A 19120-nucleotide genomic window follows, 5' to 3' on the forward strand; every position below is an offset into this window, starting at 1 on the left:
GGAGGGTCTCATCTAGGCAGGTGGTGGCGCAGGGGCGGGAGCCTAGCAGACAGGGGAGGGCTTGGGTATGCCGTGGTTTTCTGATGAAAGGCGGTTTTCAGGCGGATGTGCGGCTTGCGTGATTGAAAAGGTCTGTTAGAATTCGCGGCCTAATTACGTGCGGTATTCGACAATAGTGTCGAGTGGCGGCACGCTAGCCCGAGGAAGTGCCATGAAAGCCGATATCCATCCAGCGTACGAAACCATCGAAGTCACCTGCAGCTGCGGCAACAAGTTCGAAACCCGTTCGAACCTGTGCAAGCCACTGGGTACTGACGTATGCAACGAGTGCCACCCGTTCTACACCGGTAAGCAGAAGACTCTGGACACCGGCGGCCGTGTACAGCGCTTCGCAGATCGCTTTGGTGCTTTCGGCAAGAAGCCTGCTGCTGCTACTCCGGCAGAGTAAGGCTCAAAAGCCTTATGGGCTTTTGCCAGCTGTTGAAAAAGGCGTCCCTTGCGGGCGCCTTTTTTGTGCCTGGGATTTGGCTTTCTGCCGCCCAGGCCCAGGTGTTCTGCCCCGCGCCAGCTTCGGTGGCCCCTGTGCACGTGCAGCGCGTAGTGGATGGCGACACTGTGCGCCTCAAGGATGGCCGCAGCGTTCGGATGATCGGTATCAACGCGCCGGAGACCGGTAAGAAGGGTCGCTCCGGCGAGCCGTTTGCGGTTGCCGCCCACCAGCGTTTGCAGGCTTTGGTCAATGCCAGTGACGGGCATCTCGGGCTGGTGCCGGGGCGCGAGGGTAAAGATCGCTACGGGCGAACTCTTGCCCACCTGTATGGCGCTGACGGTAACAACCTTGAGGCACAGTTGCTGGCTGAGGGCCTGGGGTTTCAGGTGGGCGTCGCGCCCAATGTCGAGCTGGTCGCCTGTCAGCAGGCTGCTGAAAACAGTGCGCGTAACGCGCGGTTGGGGCTCTGGCGGCAATCGCCGGTACAAAGCGTGACGCAACTCAAGCGGTCCGGTTTCGCCCTGGTCAGCGGACGGGTCAGCAAGGTCGAACGCAATCGCGGTGGAGTCTGGATTGAGTTGCCGGGCTCACTGGTATTACGCATTGCACCCGATCGGGTCCGTCTATTCGATGCTGCCATGCTCAATGGTCTGCAAGGCAAGACAATCGAGGCGCGTGGCTGGGTGCAGGACCGCTCCAGGCGCGGCGGGTTGAAAAAACCTCAGGCACGTTGGCTGTTGCCGCTCACCGATCCGAGCATGCTCGGATCGACGCCATAATAAAAAATTGTAGACATTTTTTAATGCGATTGTGAACAGTCAAGCCCTTGTATCCCGTGGCTTTAGACTAAAGTACGCCGCCGCAGGGCCTTGACACCTGTGACTGACCAGTCTTGTAGGGGCTTTGCGACACGCGTATCCTCGGCGGTCCGTCGACCAACAGTAAAAGCGGAATGCCGATATGTCTGATTTGAAAACTGCCGCTCTCGAATATCATGCCAATCCTCGTCCAGGAAAGCTGAGTGTAGAGCTCACCAAAGCCACTGCCACCGCCCGTGACCTGTCGCTGGCCTACAGCCCTGGCGTTGCCGAGCCCGTACGTGAAATCGCCCGCGACCCCGAGCTGGCGTACAAGTACACCGGCAAGGGCAACCTGGTTGCAGTGATTTCTGATGGCACCGCGATCCTGGGCCTGGGTAACCTCGGCCCATTGGCGTCCAAGCCGGTCATGGAAGGCAAGGGCGTGCTGTTCAAGCGCTTTGCTGGCATCGACGTTTTCGACATCGAAGTCGACTCCGAAAGCCCGCAGGCTTTCATCGACACCGTCAAACGCATTTCCATCACCTTCGGTGGCATCAACCTGGAAGACATCAAGGCACCCGAGTGCTTCGAGATCGAAAAGGCCCTGATCGAACAGTGTGACATCCCGGTATTCCACGATGACCAGCACGGCACCGCGATTGTTACCGCGGCCGGCATGATCAACGCCCTGGAAATCGCCGGCAAAACCCTGGGCGAGGCGAAGATCGTCTGCCTGGGCGCCGGCGCTGCGGCCATTTCCTGCATGAAGCTGATCATCAGCATGGGCGCCAGGCTGGAAAACATCTACATGGTCGACAGCAAGGGCGTAATCCAGTCCGAGCGTACCGACCTGAACCAGTACAAGGCGATGTTCGCCCACCCGTCCTCCAAGCGCACCCTGGCTGACGCCCTCGACGGTGCTGACGTGTTCGTCGGCCTGTCCGGCCCGAACCTGCTGAGCGCCGAAGGCCTGAAGTCGATGGCGCCGAACCCTATCGTGTTCGCCTGCTCCAACCCGGACCCGGAAATCTCGCCTGAGCTGGCGCACGCCACCCGCAGCGACGTGATCATGGCCACCGGCCGTTCGGACTACCCGAACCAGGTCAACAACGTGCTGGGTTTCCCCTTCATCTTCCGCGGTGCCCTGGACGTTCGCGCCAAGCGCATCAACGAAGAAATGAAAGTAGCGGCCGCCAACGCCCTGCGTGAACTGGCCAAGCTGCCGGTGCCGCAGGATGTCTGCGACGCCTACGGTGGCGCCAAGCTGGAATTCGGTCGTGAGTACATCATCCCGAAACCTATGGACAAGCGCCTGATCACCCTGATCTCCGATGCCGTGGCCAAGGCTGCAATCGAGACCGGCGTGGCAACCCTGCCGTATCCGAAGAACTACCCGCTGCAAAGCGTGGATGATGTGTTCAACGGCTAAGCTGTTGTAGCGCACCCACAAAAAGCCCCGGCTCTCGCGAGTCGGGGCTTTTTGTGGGTGGCAATAATCTCGAGGTTGGCGAAGGCCCAAATGTGGAAGGGGGCTTGCCCGCGATGGCGGTGTATCAGCCACCAGATTCATTGCCTGTCAGCCAGCAATCGGGGGCAAGCCCCCTCCCACATTGAAGCGGTGTTGCGCCCAGGATTGGGTTGGAAGAGATGGATCGGCACGTCTTCATCATCCGAAGAACTATCCGCTCAAAAGTGTTGTGCCTGGCGTTTTAGTTGAGCCTTGTGGACATCTGAATGTGGCAGGGGGCTTGCCCCCGATGGCGGTGTATCAGCCACCAGATTCACTGGCTGAAAGTCCACAATCGGGGGCAAGCCCCCTCCCACATTGGAACTGTGTTGTGCCCAAGAACGGGTCAGAACAAATCGATCGGCGCGCCTTCGTCCGCCGGCAGCGGGCTGCCCGGTACAGCTCCGTTGCCCAGCTCGTTGACCGACGGCGGCGTGTCTTCGCTCTTGAACAGTTCGAAGTAGGCGTTCGGCGTGCTTGGCGAGGCCGCGCGGCCACTGACCGGGTCGATGCGCAGACTGAGGATGCCTTCCGGTTCCGGCTGGGTGTGCAGCGGCTTGTCCTTCAATGCCGCGCCCATGTAACTCATCCAGATCGGCAGCGCCACGGTCCCGCCGAATTCGCGACGACCCAGGCTTTCCGGCTGGTCGTAACCAGTCCATACCGTGGTCACGTAGTCACCGTTGTAGCCGGAGAACCAGGCATCCTTGGATTCGTTGGTGGTACCGGTCTTGCCCGCGATGTCCGCACGGCCCAGGGCCAATGCACGCCGACCGGTACCCTTCTTGATCACGTCTTGCAGGATGCTGTTGAGGATATAGGTGGTGCGGCCATCCACGATGCGTTCAGCCACCGCCGGTGCCTGTGGCTCGCCCGGAGCTTGAGCGTTTGCGGCAGGCGTCGTACCGGGCGTCGGCTCAATGGTGATGCCGCCGTTGCTCGGCGCGGCGAGACCATCGGTTGCCGCCACGCCATTGACCACATCGCCGGGTACCCGTGGCGGGTTGGCGGTGAACAGTGTGTCGCCATTGCGGCTTTCGATCTTGTCGATCAGGTACGGCGAGATCTTGTAGCCGCCGTTGGCAAAGGTGCTCCAGCCGGTGGCAATTTCCATCGGCGTGAGGGTTGCGGTGCCCAGGGCCAGGGACAGGTTCGGCGGCAGGTCAGACTTGGCGAAGCCAAACCGGGTCATGTAGTCGATGGTCTTGCCCACGCCCATCGCCTGCAGCAGGCGGATCGACACCAGGTTGCGCGACTTGTACAGCGCCTCGCGAATGCGGATCGGGCCGAGGAAGGTGTTGGTGTCGTTCTTCGGACGCCAGACCTTGTCCAGGTACTCATCGACGAACACGATCGGTGCATCGTTGACCAGGCTGGCCGCGGTATAGCCGTTATCCAGTGCAGCACTGTAGACGAACGGCTTGAAGCTCGAGCCCGGCTGGCGCTTGGCCTGGGTGGCGCGGTTGTAGTTGCTCTGCTCGAAGGCGAAGCCGCCAACCAGGGCGCGGATCGCACCATTTTGCGGGTCGAGGGACACCAGGGCGCCCTGGGCGACCGGTACCTGGCTGAATTTCAGGCTGTCATCCGCCTGGCGTTGCACGCGGATCAAATCACCCACCTGTGCCACATCGGACGGCTGCTTGGGCATCGGGCCCATGCTGTTGGTATTGAGGAATGGACGGGCCCATTTCATGCTGTCCCACGCCACATGCGCTTCGCCGGTGCGGGTCAGTACTTGCACGCCATCTTTCTTGACCTGGGTGACGATGGCCGGCTCAAGGCCGCTGATCGAGCGTTGTTTGCCCAGCTCGGTGGTCCAGGCGCTCAGGGTCTTGCCCGGCAGGCGCGATTCAGGGCCGCGATAACCGTGGCGCTGGTCATAGGTGATCAGGCCATCGTGCAGCGAATGATTGGCAATTTCCTGCAAGTTGCTTGGAACGGTGGTAGTCACGCGGAAACCTTCGGTGTAGGCCTCGCTGCCATACCGGCCAACCATTTCCGCACGGGCCATTTCGGCGATATAGGGCGCATTCACTTCCGGCGTCGGCACGTGATAGCTGGCGTTCAACGGTTCGGCCACGGCACTTTCGTACGCCGTCTGGTCGATCTTTCCGAGCTTGTACATGCGCCCCAGGATCCAGTCGCGACGCTCCTTGCTGCGCGCCGGGTTGGCCAACGGGTTGAAGCGCGACGGCGCCTTGGGCAGGCCGGCAATCATCGCCATTTGCGCAAGGCTGGCATCACGAATCGACTTGCCGTAGTACACCTGGGACGCCGCTTCGATGCCGTAGGCACGGTTGCCCAGGTAAATCTTGTTGACGTACAGCTCGAGGATTTCGTCCTTGGTCAACTGGCGCTCGATCTGCAGCGCCAGCAGGATCTCGGTGGCTTTGCGCGAAAAACTGCGCTCGCTGGTGAGGAAGAAGTTCTTCGCCACCTGCATGGTGATGGTGCTGCCGCCGGATTGAATGTGTCCGCTTTTTACCAGTTGCGTGGCTGCACGTACCAGGCTGCTGGGGTCGACGCCGTAGTGATTGGCGAAATTATCGTCTTCAGCCGAAAGTAACGCGTTGATGAAATTGGGCGGAATGTCGGCGAAACGGATCGGTGTACGGCGCATTTCGCCGAACTCCGCGATCAGTTTTTCATCGCTGCTGTAAACCCGCAAAGGAATCTGCAACTGGATACTTCTGAGGGCCTCTACCGACGGCAAACCCGGACTAAGGTAGAGGTAGGCCCCGCTGAGTACGAGCAGCAGCCCGCAGACGATCGCGACAATGGAGTACCCGAAAAACTTCAGCAGACGAATCAAGGCTTTTGGATTTCCAGAGAAAAGAAAGAGTTACGCGTCGGGGCATGCATGGCGAACGATGGATCGACCCGGGCAGCAGATAAAAAGCGGGAAAAAACGCTGGGCATTAAAGCATTTTCGCCTCCGGGCGTCATTCGTACGGCTCAAACAAGTCGACCGAATGCACTGCCCGGAGGCAATCAGGCGGTAAGACAGGCAAAGCTTTAGGGAGTTTTATGGGAAAGGGATTTTTCAGGCGAAAACACCACAGCGTTCTCGGCGTTGACATCAATGACCGAGGTATCAAGCTGATCGAGCTGGGCCGTTCGGCGCAGGGTTTCAGCATTCAAGGGTATGTGACACAGGGATTGCCGGCGCATGCGGTGGTCGATGGCACCGTGCTCGACCTCGAAGGCGCAGGGCGGGCGCTGCATCAGGCATTATCGCGGCTGCACAGCCGCGCCAGGCACGCAGCCGTGGCTGTGTCGGGCTCGTCGGTGATTACGCGGGTGATCGAAATGGACGCAGGCCTCAATGACGAACAAAGGGCCTGGCAGATACACATGGAGGCCGACCAGTACATTCCTTATCCTCTGGATGAAGTCGCCATCGATTTTCAGGTACGCGGCCCGTCGTCCCAGGGAGCGGGGCGGGTCGAGGTATTGTTGGCCGCATGTCTGCGCGAACAGGTCGAGGCGCGCGAGGCGGTCCTGGGCCTGGCCGGGCTGGTGACGCGGGTGGTGGATGTCGAAGCATTTGCATTGGAGCGCGCTTGCCGTCAGGATTTTGCCAGCTTCACGCCGGGTCATCGAGTCGATGGCGCACAATGGGCCGCCGATGCCCACGGGATGGGAGTGGCTTGCGGGTTGGCCCTGAGGAGTTTCGCTGGATGACACGAATCAATCTTTTGCCTTGGCGCCAGCTGCTGGCAGAACGGCGCCGCAAGTATTTGCTGGTACTTCTCCTGGCGTTTGCCTGCCTGGCGCTCGCGGCGGTGTGGCTGGCCGACCAAGTGATCGACCAGGCGATAGACCGGCAGGTAACCCGCAACGTCCGCCTGGACGGCAATGTCGCCGTGCATGACTCGCGGATCAAGACCATCGACGACCTGCAGGAACGAAGCCAGCAATTGGCGCAGCGCATGAAGGTGATGCAGGACCTGCACGACGCTCGCTCTTCCGGCGCTCGGCTGTTCGATCAGTTGGCGCGCACGATGCCCGATGGCGTTCACCTGCATGAGGTGGTAGCCAATGGCGATACCGTCAGCATCCGCGGCAGTGCAGACAGCAACCAGGACATCGCCCAGTTGATGCGTCGGTTGGAGGCGTCGCAAGGCGGCCATTCCGCGCGGCTCGAGCGTGTTCAGGCAGAAGGTGAGCGCGGCGCTCATCAGTTTCAGTTGATGGTGCGCCAGGGGGAAACCATCGAGGCGCAACCATGAGCCTGCCCGGGCTCGACTTTTCCGCACTCACCTACAACGCTGCAAAATGGCCCTGGCCTGGAAAGGTTCTGCTTGGCTGCACGCTGGGCGGCCTGGTGCTGTTGATAGCCGAGGTGTCATACCTGGGCGCTTCGCGAGAGCGATTGCACGGGTTAGAGGCGCGGGAACAGGTGCTGCGCGAGCAGCTTGAAGAGCAAGCCGGTGTGGCCGCAGACCTTGAGGCGTCCACCGAGCACGTCAGGACGATGGAAGACACCGTCGCGGACCTCCAACGGCAACTGTCCGGTGACGCCGCAGTGCCGGCCTTGCTTGAAGACATCGCTCGGCTGGCGATTGCCAAGGGCGTGTGGGTCGAAAGCGTTGCGGTGTTGGATGAAGCGTCGCAGCCGTTCCATGTCGAACAGCCCTTGAAGGTTGGCCTTACAGGGGCTTATCACGACCTGGCGGCGTTCGTCAGCGCCCTGGGTGGCTTGCAGCGCGTTGTCACGGTGCATGACCTGGCGTTGCGGTCGCAAGGGGCTTTGTTGCGTCTGGAACTGCTGATCAAGGCCTATCGAGGTGCCGTTCAAGGGGGCAACGCATTACGGGCGGTCGTCCCGGCCCCGCGCTTTGTTTATGACTCGGCATCCCTGCGCGACCCGTTTCAACTCACGGCCCTGCAACCGCATCACCCGCCTGGGCGGCCCGCCCCTGCTCCGGATCTCACGCGGCCCCGCGGGCTGCTGGAGGGCATCGCAATCGACCAGTTCGCCATGGTCGGTACGCTGTCGGGCGGCGGGCAAGCCTTCGCATTGCTGCGTGCCGGATCAACGGTGCATCGGCTGGCGGTCGGCGACTACCTCGGGCCGGATCATGGTCAGGTCACGTCCATCCAGGACGGCCATGTGGAACTGGTCGAGCGCTTTCCCGATGAACGGGGCCTTTGGCTGGAACGCTCGCGAACGCTGGTGCTGGACGTCAACTCATAACGGAATCAACCAATGAAAAGGATTTTCTCGCCCTTCGGCGTGGCGCTATGGATAGCGTTCACGGTGCCGCTGGCTGCTGCTGTACCCAATCGCGTCGACCTTATCCACCTGCCTGCGCCCGAAAGCGCGTCATCGGCCGGCTATACGGGCGACACACTGAACCTTAATTTCCAGAACATCGATTTGCGCGCGGCATTGCAGCAAATCGCCGATGTCGCCGGCCTCAACCTGGTGGCCGGTGACGAGGTACAGGGTTCGATCACCCTGCGACTCAAGGACGTGCCCTGGGACCAGGCGCTGGACCTGGTGTTGCAAGCCAAGGGGTTGGACAAGCGGGTGAAGGCCGGGGTCTTGCTGGTGGCCCCCGCCGACGAATTGGCCGCACGCGAACTGCTGACGCTGGAGGCGCGCAAGCAGATGGCCGAGCTGGCGCCGTTGCGCCGGGAATTGCTGCAGGTCAATTATGCCAAGGCGGCGGACCTGGCCAAGCTGTTCCAGTCAGTGAGCGGCTTTGAGGGCACGACCGACGAGCGCGGCTCGGTGGCGGTGGACGACCGCACCAACAACATCATCGTCTACCAGACCGCAGAGCGGCTGGAAGAGCTGCGGCGGATCGTGGCGCAGTTGGACGTCCCGGTGCGCCAGGTGATGATCGAGGCGCGCATTGTCGAGGCCAATGTCGATTACGACAAAAGCCTGGGGGTGCGCTGGGGCGGGCGGCTCAATCGCGGCAATTGGGGCGCCGGCGGTATTGCCAGGCCTGTGGCGGATGACGCGCAGCCACCGCAGGATCCACCCAGTTCACCCTTTGTGGACCTGGGTTCGCTGACCGGCACCTCGGGCCTGGGGCTGGCCTTTATCACCGACAACCTGCTGCTGGACCTTGAGCTGACCGCCATGGAAAAGTCCGGCAACGGCGAAATCGTCTCACAGCCCAAGGTGGTCACCTCGGACAAGGAAACCGCGCGCATCCTCAAGGGCACCGAGATTCCCTATCAGGAATCCACGTCCCGGGGCGCCACCTCGGTGTCGTTCAAGGAGGCTTCGCTGTCGTTGGAGGTCACGCCGCAGATCACCCCCGACGATTATGTGATCATGGAGGTCAAAGTCACCAAGGACGAACCCGACTATTTGAACAAACTCAACGACGTGCCGCCGATCAAGAAAAACGAGGTCAATGCCAAGGTCCTGGTCAAGGATGGCGAGACCATTGTCATCGGCGGGGTTTTCTCCAATACCCAGAGCAAAGTGCTAGATAAAGTGCCATTTTTGGGCGATGTGCCGTATCTTGGCCGCCTTTTCCGGCGCGATGTGCGGGCGGAGAAAAAATCCGAGCTGCTGGTATTCCTGACTCCGCGTATCATGAATAACCAGGCGATTGCTGTGAGTCGTTGATTCTGTGCGAAATTTGATTCTTGTAGGGCCGATGGGGGCTGGAAAAAGCACCATCGGCCGTTTGCTGGCCAAAGAGCTGCGCCTGCCGTTCAAAGATTCCGATAAGGAGATTGAATTGCGCACGGGTGCCAATATCCCATGGATCTTCGATAAGGAAGGCGAACTGGGCTTTCGCGACCGCGAGCAGGCAATGATTGCCGAGCTGTGCGGCTGCGATGGCGTGGTATTGGCCACCGGCGGAGGCGCAGTGATGCGTGATGAGAATCGCCGCGCCCTGCATGCCGGTGGCCGGGTGGTGTACCTGCATGCCTCGGTCGAGCAGCAGGTGGGCCGCACCGCCCGTGATCGCAATCGCCCATTATTGCGCACGGCCAACCCGGAAAAGACCCTGCGGGACCTGCTTGCGCTGCGCGATCCGCTGTATCGGGAGATCGCCGACCTGGTGGTGGAAACCGATGAACGGCCGCCCCGAATGGTGGTGCTCGACATTCTTGAACGCCTGCAACGGCTACCACCCCGTTAAAGCCTGGCCGCAAATGCGCTATTCTCGGCGGCGCGTCATGACCTCGCGGGGTATGGCGCAGAGCCATCAGGCAACGCCTATCCAGGCGTTACCGGTTGTCAAAATATCTTCAACGCGGGGACACATGCAGACACTTAAGGTCGATCTAGGCGAGCGCAGCTACCCGATCCATATTGGCGAAGGTCTGTTGGACCTGCCCGAGCTGCTCGCACCGCATATTGCCGGTCGGCAAGTGGCGATCATCTCCAACGAAACGGTGGCGCCGCTGTATCTGGAGCGTCTGAGCCGCAGCCTGGCGGCGTACTCGGTGATCTCCGTGATCCTGCCCGACGGTGAAGCCCACAAGAACTGGGAAACCCTGCAGTTGATCTTCGATGGCCTGCTGAGCGCACGGCATGACCGCCGCACCACCGTGGTCGCCCTGGGCGGCGGTGTGATCGGCGACATGGCTGGCTTCGCGGCCGCCTGCTACCAGCGTGGCGTGGACTTTATCCAGGTGCCGACCACGCTGCTGTCCCAGGTTGATTCGTCGGTGGGCGGCAAGACCGGCATCAACCATCCGCTGGGCAAGAACATGGTCGGCGCGTTCTATCAGCCGCAGGCCGTGCTGATCGACACTGCGACCCTCAACACCCTGCCACCGCGCGAGCTGTCGGCGGGGCTGGCGGAAGTCATCAAGTACGGGCTGATCTGCGACGAGCCCTTCCTGACCTGGCTGGAAGCACACATGGACGCCCTGCGCGCCCTCGACCAGGTGGCACTCACCGAGGCAATTTCCCGCTCCTGCGCGGCCAAGGCGCTGGTGGTGAATGCCGACGAACGGGAATCCGGGGTACGGGCTACCCTGAACCTGGGCCATACCTTCGGCCATGCGATCGAAACCCACATGGGCTATGGTGTGTGGCTGCATGGGGAAGCCGTGGCGGCTGGCACCGTGATGGCATTGGAGATGTCGCAGCGCCTGGGCTGGATCAGCGCCCAAGAGCGTGATCGCGGGATCCGTCTGTTCCAGCGCGCCGGTTTGCCGGTGATTCCGCCGCCTGAAATGACCGAGGCGGATTTCCTGGAGCACATGGCAATAGACAAGAAAGTGATCGACGGTCGGCTGCGGCTGGTGCTGTTGCGCCACATGGGCGAAGCGGTGGTGACCGACGATTATCCGAAAGAGATTTTACAGGCCACGCTGGGAGCGGATTACCGCGCCCTGGCCCAGCTTAAAGGTTAATAAGATCCCGATGACTAGTTTGCATGCCGACGAGGCGTTCCTCGGCCATTATCACTTGAGCCACGACCCTTTCGCTCCACGGGTGCCTGGTTTCAAATTCTTCCCCGCCCAGCGCAAGCCGGTACTGGGGCAATTGCACCACCTCGCGCGCTACAGCCAGTTGCTGCTGGTGGTCACGGGGCCGTTGGGCAGCGGCAAGACGTTGCTGCGCCAGGCGCTGGTCGCCAGCACCAACAAGCAATCGGTGCAGAGCGTCGTCGTCTCGGCCCGTGGCGCCGGTGATGCGGCCGGCGTGTTGCGCCAGGTGGCGCAGGCGTTGGACGTAGCCAACGCTGAGCCGAACGCGATCCTCAAGCAGGTGGTGCAACTGGGCCTGACCGGCCAGGAAGTCTATCTGCTGGTGGATGACGCCGAGCAACTCGACGAGTCCGCCCTGGAAGCGTTGCTGGCGCTGGCGGCGGGTACGCCGGAAGGTCGTCCCCATGTGTTCCTGTTCGGTGAGTCGTCGCTGATCGCCGATCTGGAACAGATCAGCGGTGATCAGGAGCTGTTTCACGTCATCGAATTGCAGCCGTACGAAGAAGAAGAGACCCGCGAATACCTGGCTCAGCGCCTCGAAGGTGCAGGGGCCGGTATCGAACTTTTCTCCGCTGCGCAGATCTCTGATATTCACGAAAGCTCCGATGGCTGGCCTGGCAATATCAATCAGGTTGCCCGCGATGCAATGATCGAAGCCATGATTGCCAGCCGCTCTGCGGTCAAGCGTCCAAAGATGGGGTTCACTATGCCTAAGAAGCACGTATTGGCTATTTCCGCCGTTGTCGTGGTCGCCGTTGCCGCCGCCTGGTTGATTCCAGGCCGCAGCAAGGCCCCGGCCACCGCCGGCGCGCCAACCGAACAGGCGCAGTTGCCACTGGGCAAGCCCACGCCAAATGTCGAGTTCGCCAATTCCGGCCAACCGACCAACCTGCCGATGGTCGGCCAACCTGTCATGCGCGGCCCGTTGGCCGAGGAAGCCGGTGGCATCTCCGAAGGCGACGATGGCGTGCCGGTGGAAGGCTCCAGCGCCACGCCGCCGACCGTTACCACCACCGCGCCACCTGCGGGTGTCCCTGCCGGCACGCCAGCGGCGCCGGCTGCACCGGTTGCTCCAGCCGCTCCAGCCGCTCCAGTTGCCAAGCCGACTCCTGCGCCGACGGTTGCCACGGCCAAGCCTGCGCCGGTCGCCAAACCTGCTCCTGCCCCAGCGCCAGCGGCCAAGCCTGCTGAAAAACCTGCCGCCACCGTCGCCAAGGCCGGCGCCGCCGGCAGCAGCTGGTACAGCAGCCAGCCCACCGGCAACTTCGTGGTGCAGATCCTTGGCACCAGCTCCGAGGCCAACGCCCAGGCATTCGTCAAGGAGCAGGGCGGCCAGTATCGTTATTTCAAGAAAGTGCTCAACGGCAAGCCTCTCTACGTGATCACCTACGGCAGCTTCCCAAGCCGCGCCGCAGCCGATTCTGCCATCAAAGCCTTGCCAGCGAAGGTTCAGGCTGGTAAACCTTGGCCTCGCACTGTCGCCAGCGTTCAACAAGAACTCGCGACAACTCGCTGAAGATCCGGCGGCCTTACCCAGGCCGCCCTCCCGGCACCTCAAAAAATCCGCAAGTGCGTGCTGCCCTTACAGGCCGCGCGCTTTGTGGTGTCTGCGTCACGGTAGCTTTTGAGTCGTAGCGGTCAGAATTAAAAAAGTTTTGACTAGCACAGCATATCGCTTTAAACCTTTCATAAATGCGACATAGATTTGCGACATTTCGTCGCTAAATTTGTGAGCGTCTGTGTCGGTGTGTACAATGACCTCCCTTTTGCCCCCGCTAAGCCGGCGTACGTTCGGCGTGGAAGGTAACCGGTTGAATTGAAAAGAAATTTGCCTCGATAAAAGAGGCAGCCTGGTGAGAAAGTGTCTATGAAAGCAGGTCTGTACCAACCCGATGAATTCAAGGATAACTGCGGTTTCGGCCTGATAGCCCACATGCAGGGCGAGCCCAGTCATACCCTCTTGCAAACGGCCATCGAGGCCCTGACCTGCATGACCCACCGCGGTGGGATCAACGCCGACGGCAAGACCGGTGACGGTTGCGGCTTGCTGATTCAAAAGCCCGACCAGTTCCTGCGCGCTGTCGCCAAAGAGCATTTCGCCGTCGACCTGCCCAAGCAATATGCCGTGGGCATGGTGTTTTTCAACCAGGACCCGGTCAAAGCCCAAGCGGCTCGCGAGAACATGAACCGCGAGATCGTAGCCGCCGGCCTGCAGCTGATCGGCTGGCGCAAAGTGCCGATCGACACCAGCGTGCTCGGCCGCCTGGCAAACGAGCGCCTGCCGCAGATCGAACAGGTGTTCATCGCAGGCGACGGCCTGAGCGACCAGGACATGGCGATCAAGCTGTTCACCTCGCGTCGTCGTTCGTCGGTGCTCAACGCCGCCGACACCGACCATTACATCTGCAGCTTTTCCCACAAGACCATCATTTACAAAGGCCTGATGATGCCGGCGGACCTCACCGCCTTCTATCCGGACCTGAGCGATGAGCGCCTGCAGACCGCAATCTGCGTGTTCCACCAGCGCTTCTCCACCAACACCCTGCCGAAATGGCCGCTGGCCCAGCCGTTCCGCTTCCTTGCCCACAACGGCGAGATCAACACCATCACCGGCAACCGCAACTGGGCCGTGGCCCGTCGCACCAAGTTCGCCAACGATCTGATGGACCTCGAAGAGCTCGGCCCGCTGGTCAACCGCGTGGGTTCGGACTCCTCCAGCATGGACAACATGCTCGAACTGATGGTCACCGGCGGCATCGACCTGTTCCGTGGCGTGCGCATGATCATTCCGCCTGCGTGGCAGAACGTCGAGACCATGGACCCGGACTTGCGGGCGTTCTACGAATACAACTCGATGCACATGGAGCCGTGGGACGGCCCGGCCGGCGTGGTCATGACCGACGGCCGCTACGCGGTGTGCCTGCTCGACCGTAACGGTCTGCGCCCGGCACGTTGGGTCACCACGACCAACGGCTTTATCACCCTGGCCTCGGAAATCGGCGTGTGGGACTACAAGCCTGAAGACGTCATCGCCAAAGGCCGCGTCGGCCCTGGCCAGATCCTCGCCGTGGACACCGAAACCGGGCAGATCCTCGACACCGACGCCATCGACAACCGCCTGAAGTCGCGTCACCCGTACAAGCAATGGCTGCGCAAGAACGCCCTGCGCATCCAGGCGACCATGGAAGACAACGACCACGGCTCGGCTTTCTACGACGTCGATCAGCTCAAGCAATACATGAAGATGTACCAGGTCACGTTCGAAGAGCGCGACCAGGTCCTGCGCCCGCTCGGTGAGCAAGGCTATGAGGCCGTCGGCTCCATGGGCGACGACACGCCGATGGCCGTGCTGTCCCAGCGCGTGCGCACGCCATACGACTACTTCCGCCAGCAGTTCGCCCAGGTGACCAACCCACCGATCGACCCGCTGCGCGAAGCCATCGTGATGTCGCTGGAAGTGTGCCTCGGTGCCGAGCGCAACATCTTCCAGGAGTCGCCGGAGCATGCGTCCCGTGTGATCCTCAGCTCGCCGGTGGTTTCCCCGGCCAAGTGGCGCTCGCTGATGACCCTGGAACGTCCAGGTTTCGACCGCCAGATCATCGACCTGAACTACGACGAGAGCCTCGGCCTTGAAGCCGCTGTGCGCAACGTCGCCGACCAGGCCGAAGAAGCCGTGCGCGCCGGTCGTACCCAGATCGTGCTGACCGACCGTCATATCGCGCCAGGCAAACTGCCGATCCACGCTTCGCTGGCCACCGGTGCTGTGCATCACCGCCTGACCGAAAAAGGCCTGCGCTGCGACTCCAACATCCTCGTCGAGACCGCCACTGCGCGCGACCCGCACCATTTCGCGGTGTTGATCGGTTTCGGCGCGTCGGCGGTTTATCCGTTCCTCGCGTACGAAGTGCTGGGCGACCTGATCCGTACCGGTGAAGTGCTGGGCGACCTCTACGAGGTGTTCAAGAACTACCGCAAGGGCATCACCAAAGGCCTGCTGAAGATCCTGTCGAAGATGGGCATTTCCACAGTGACCTCGTATCGCGGCGCTCAGTTGTTCGAAGCCATCGGCCTGTCCGAAGAAGTCTGTGAGTTGAGCTTCCGTGGCGTGTCGAGCCGCATCAAGGGCGCGCGTTTCGTCGATATCGAAGCCGAACAGAAAGCGCTCGCGGCTGAAGCCTGGAGCGCGCGCAAGCCGATCCAGCAAGGCGGCCTGCTCAAATTCGTACACGGTGGCGAATACCACGCCTACAACCCGGACGTGGTCAGCACCCTGCAAGCCGCCGTGCAGCAGGGCGACTACGCCAAGTTCAAGGAATACACCGCGTTGGTGGATAACCGCCCGGTGTCGATGATCCGCGACCTGTTCAAGGTGAAAACCCTGGACACGCCGCTGGCCATCAGTGAAATCGAGCCGCTGGAGTCGATCCTCAAACGCTTCGACTCCGCTGGTATTTCCCTGGGCGCCTTGTCGCCTGAGGCTCACGAAGCCCTGGCCGAAGCCATGAACCGCCTGGGCGCGCGTTCCAACTCCGGCGAAGGCGGCGAAGACCCGGCGCGCTACGGCACGCTCAAGAGCTCGAAAATCAAGCAGGTGGCAACCGGCCGGTTCGGTGTGACCCCGGAATACCTGGTCAACGCCGAAGTGCTGCAGATCAAGGTGGCCCAGGGCGCCAAGCCCGGTGAAGGCGGCCAGCTGCCAGGCGGCAAGGTCAACGGTCTGATCGCCAAGCTGCGTTATGCCGTGCCGGGCGTGACGTTGATCTCGCCACCGCCGCACCACGACATCTACTCGATTGAAGACCTGTCGCAGCTGATTTTCGACCTCAAGCAAGTCAACCCGCAGGCGCTGGTCTCGGTGAAACTGGTGGCGGAAGCCGGCGTCGGCACCATCGCGGCCGGTGTGGCCAAGGCCTATGCCGACCTGATCACCATCTCCGGCTACGACGGCGGCACCGGCGCTTCGCCGTTGACCTCGATCAAGTACGCCGGTGCGCCGTGGGAGCTGGGCCTGGCCGAAACCCACCAGACCCTGCGCGGCAACGACCTGCGCGGCAAAGTGCGGGTACAGACCGACGGCGGCCTGAAAACCGGCCTCGACGTGATCAAGGCCGCGATCCTCGGCGCCGAAAGCTTCGGCTTCGGTACTGCGCCGATGATTGCCCTGGGCTGCAAATACCTGCGCATCTGCCACCTGAACAACTGCGCGACCGGCGTGGCCACTCAGAACGAAAAGCTGCGCAAGGATCACTACATCGGCACCGTCGACATGGTGGTGAATTTCTTCACCTACGTCGCCGAAGAAACCCGTGAGTGGCTGGCCAGGCTGGGCGTGCGTTCGCTGCAAGAGCTGATCGGTCGCACCGACCTGCTCGAAGTGCTCGAAGGCCAGACCGCCAAGCAACAACATTTGGACCTGACGCCGCTGTTGGGCAGCGATCACATCCCCGCAGACAAGCCACAATTCTGCCAAGTGGACCGCAACCCACCGTTCGACAAGGGCCTGTTGGCCGAGAAGATGGTCGAGATGGCCGGTTCCTCGATCAATGATGCCAGCGGTGGCGAGTTCGCCCTGGACATCTGCAACTGCGACCGTTCCATCGGCGCGCGCATCTCCGGTGAAATCGCGCGCAAGCACGGCAACCAGGGCATGGCGAAAGCGCCGATCACCTTCCGCTTCAAGGGCACCGCTGGCCAGAGTTTTGGTGTGTGGAACGCTGGCGGCCTGCACATGTATCTCGATGGCGACGCCAACGACTACGTGGGCAAGGGCATGACCGGCGGCAAGCTGGTGATCGTTCCGCCTGAAGGCAGCGTCTACAAGACCCAGGACAGTGCCATCATCGGCAACACCTGCCTGTACGGCGCCACCGGTGGCAAGCTGTTCGCCGCCGGCACCGCCGGTGAGCGTTTCGCCGTGCGTAACTCCGGGGCCCACACGGTGGTGGAAGGCACCGGCGATCACTGCTGCGAGTACATGACCGGGGGCTTTGTCGCGGTACTGGGCAAGACCGGTTACAACTTCGGTTCGGGGATGACCGGCGGTTTCGCCTACGTGCTCGACCAGGACAACACCTTCGTCGACAAGGTCAACCACGAGTTGGTCGAGATCCAGCGGATCAGCGGCGAAGCCATGGAATCCTACCGGAACCACTTGCAGCACGTGCTGGACGAGTACGTTGAGGAGACCGGCAGCGAATGGGGTCGTAACCTCGCCGAAAACCTCGATGATTACCTGCGTCGTTTCTGGCTGGTCAAGCCCAAGGCGGCGAGTTTGAAGTCCCTGCTATCCAGCACGCTTGCGAGTCCGCAATGATGACGCTGCTGCAAGTAGCAAGCTTCAAGCCGCAAGCCAGGAGCAGTGCGCGGTGTGCCGGTTCAATCGATTTCTTGCAGCTTGAAGCTTGTAGCTCACAGCTGTCGTGTACGAGGTTTTAACATGGCTGAACGTCTGAATAACGACTTCCAGTTCATCGATGTCGGGCGCAAAGATCCGAAGAAGAAACTGTTGCGTCAACGCAAGAAAGAGTTCGTGGAGATCTACGAACCGTTCAAACCCCAGCACTCGGCCGAGCAGGCCCACCGCTGCCTGGGTTGCGGTAACCCGTATTGCGAATGGAAGTGCCCGGTGCACAACTTCATTCCCAACTGGCTGAAATTGGTGGCCGAGGGCAACATCCTCGCCGCCGCCGAGCTGTCGCACCAGACCAACACCCTGCCGGAAGTCTGCGGCAGGGTGTGCCCGCAGGACCGTCTGTGCGAGGGTGCGTGCACCCTCAACGACGGCTTCGGCGCGGTGACCATCGGTTCGGTGGAGAAGTACATCACCGACACCGCGTTCGCCATGGGCTGGCGCCCGGACATGTCCAAGGTCAAGCCGACCGGCAAGCGTGTTGCCATTATCGGCGCAGGCCCGGCGGGCCTGGGTTGCGCCGACGTGCTGGTACGTGGCGGCGTGACCCCGGTGGTGTTCGACAAGAACCCGGAAATCGGCGGCCTGCTGACCTTCGGTATCCCCGAGTTCAAGCTGGAAAAAACCGTGCTGAGTCACCGTCGTGAAGTGTTCACCGGCATGGGCATCGAGTTCCGCCTGAACACTGAGATCGGCAAAGACATCACCATGGAGCAACTGCTCGCCGAATATGACGCCGTGTTCATGGGCATGGGCACCTACACCTACATGAAGGGCGGCTTTGCCGGTGAGGATCTGCCGGGCGTGTACGACGCGCTGGATTTCCTGATCGCCAACGTCAACCGCAACCTGGGCTTTGAAAAGTCGCCGGAAGACTTCGTCGACATGAAAGGCAAGAAGGTCGTGGTGCTCGGCGGTGGCGACACCGCGATGGACTGCAATCGCACCTCGATCCGCCAGGGCGCCAAGTCGGTGACCTGTGCGTACCGTCGTGACGAAGCCAACATGCCCGGTTCGCGCAAAGAGGTGAAGAACGCCAAGGAAGAAGGCGTGAAATTCCTCTACAACCGCCAGCCGATCGCGATCGTCGGTGAAGACCGCGTCGAAGGCGTGAAGGTGGTCGAGACCCGTCTCGGCGAACCGGATGCCCGTGGCCGTCGCAGCCCCGAGCCGATCCCGGGTTCCGAAGAGATCATTGCGGCCGACGCCGTGGTGATCGCTTTCGGTTTCCGCCCAAGCCCGGCGCCGTGGTTCGAGCAGTTCGAAATCCAGACCGACAGCCAGGGTCGTGTCGTCGCCCCGGAACAAGGCCAGTACAAGCACCAGACCAGCAACCCGAAAATCTTCGCCGGTGGCGATATGGTTCGTGGCTCTGACCTGGTGGTCACCGCGATCTTCGAAGGGCGCAATGCCGCTGAAGGGATCCTGGATTACCTGGGCGTCTAAGCACGGCTGAGCAACACACAAAAGCGGGCTTGCTCTTGACGGACAGC

12 protein-coding genes and 1 pseudogene are annotated in these 19120 nt (G+C 61.6%); 12 read left to right on the top strand and 1 reads right to left on the bottom strand.

Going from position 1 to position 19120, the window contains the following annotated elements:
• Window positions 1–211 precede the first annotated feature (211 nt).
• The 3 genes from rpmE to BFQ04_RS06770 all read left to right on the top strand — a co-directional run bounded on the left by rpmE (window position 212) and on the right by BFQ04_RS06770 (window position 2719).
• Window positions 212–448, top strand: coding sequence for a 50S ribosomal protein L31 (gene rpmE, locus BFQ04_RS06760; RefSeq protein WP_003237330.1), 237 nt, complete (start codon window positions 212–214; stop codon window positions 446–448).
• Window positions 449–462: 14 nt separating this feature from the next.
• A complete protein-coding gene (locus tag BFQ04_RS06765; RefSeq protein ID WP_065950132.1) occupies window positions 463–1269 on the top strand; it encodes a thermonuclease family protein in 807 nt (268 codons plus the stop codon).
• Between the two features lie 181 nt (window positions 1270–1450).
• Window positions 1451–2719 carry a malic enzyme-like NAD(P)-binding protein gene (locus tag BFQ04_RS06770; RefSeq protein WP_065950133.1) on the top strand — a complete coding sequence of 423 codons (1269 nt, stop codon included), beginning with the start codon at window positions 1451–1453 and terminating at the stop codon, window positions 2717–2719.
• Between the two features lie 424 nt (window positions 2720–3143).
• Here BFQ04_RS06770 and BFQ04_RS06775 read toward each other — a convergent pair whose 3' ends face one another.
• Window positions 3144–5606, bottom strand: a complete 2463-nt coding sequence (locus tag BFQ04_RS06775; RefSeq protein ID WP_371914489.1) for a penicillin-binding protein 1A — start codon at window positions 5604–5606, stop codon at window positions 3144–3146.
• Window positions 5607–5824: 218 nt separating this feature from the next.
• Between BFQ04_RS06775 and pilM the strand changes: the two genes are divergently transcribed.
• From pilM to BFQ04_RS06820, 9 genes and pseudogenes are all read left to right on the top strand, one after another.
• A complete protein-coding gene (pilM, locus tag BFQ04_RS06780; RefSeq protein ID WP_065950135.1) occupies window positions 5825–6481 on the top strand; it encodes a type IV pilus assembly protein PilM in 657 nt (218 codons plus the stop codon).
• Entirely contained in the window at window positions 6478–7029 is a 552-nt protein-coding gene (locus tag BFQ04_RS06785) for a PilN domain-containing protein (RefSeq protein WP_065950136.1), read from the top strand. Before pilM ends, BFQ04_RS06785 begins: the two co-directional genes overlap by 4 nt.
• Window positions 7026–7997, top strand: coding sequence for a pilus assembly protein PilP (locus tag BFQ04_RS06790; protein ID WP_065950137.1), 972 nt, complete (start codon window positions 7026–7028; stop codon window positions 7995–7997). The genes BFQ04_RS06785 and BFQ04_RS06790 overlap by 4 nt, the downstream gene beginning before the upstream one ends.
• Window positions 7998–8144: 147 nt before the next feature.
• Window positions 8145–9392, top strand: a pseudogene (locus BFQ04_RS06795) (type IV pilus secretin PilQ); the annotation flags it as partial.
• Window positions 9393–9396: 4 nt separating this feature from the next.
• Window positions 9397–9915, top strand: coding sequence for a shikimate kinase AroK (aroK, locus tag BFQ04_RS06800; RefSeq protein ID WP_003171222.1), 519 nt, complete (start codon window positions 9397–9399; stop codon window positions 9913–9915).
• A 124-nt stretch (window positions 9916–10039) separates the two neighbouring features.
• Window positions 10040–11140, top strand: coding sequence for a 3-dehydroquinate synthase (gene aroB, locus BFQ04_RS06805; RefSeq protein ID WP_065950138.1), 1101 nt, complete (start codon window positions 10040–10042; stop codon window positions 11138–11140).
• Between the two features lie 10 nt (window positions 11141–11150).
• A complete protein-coding gene (locus tag BFQ04_RS06810) occupies window positions 11151–12734 on the top strand; it encodes an AAA family ATPase (RefSeq protein ID WP_065950139.1) in 1584 nt (527 codons plus the stop codon).
• A gap of 351 nt (window positions 12735–13085) precedes the next feature.
• Window positions 13086–17531 carry a glutamate synthase large subunit gene (gltB, locus tag BFQ04_RS06815; RefSeq protein WP_065950140.1) on the top strand — a complete coding sequence of 1482 codons (4446 nt, stop codon included), beginning with the start codon at window positions 13086–13088 and terminating at the stop codon, window positions 17529–17531.
• A 123-nt stretch (window positions 17532–17654) separates the two neighbouring features.
• The gene (locus tag BFQ04_RS06820; RefSeq protein ID WP_065950141.1) at window positions 17655–19073 is read left to right on the top strand and encodes an FAD-dependent oxidoreductase; all 1419 of its coding nucleotides are present in this window, start codon (window positions 17655–17657) and stop codon (window positions 19071–19073) included.
• Window positions 19074–19120 lie beyond the last annotated feature (47 nt).

Origin of the sequence: Pseudomonas sp. 37 R 15, from assembly GCF_900004865.1 — a bacterium.
GTDB lineage: Bacteria > Pseudomonadota > Gammaproteobacteria > Pseudomonadales > Pseudomonadaceae > Aquipseudomonas > Aquipseudomonas fluorescens_AM.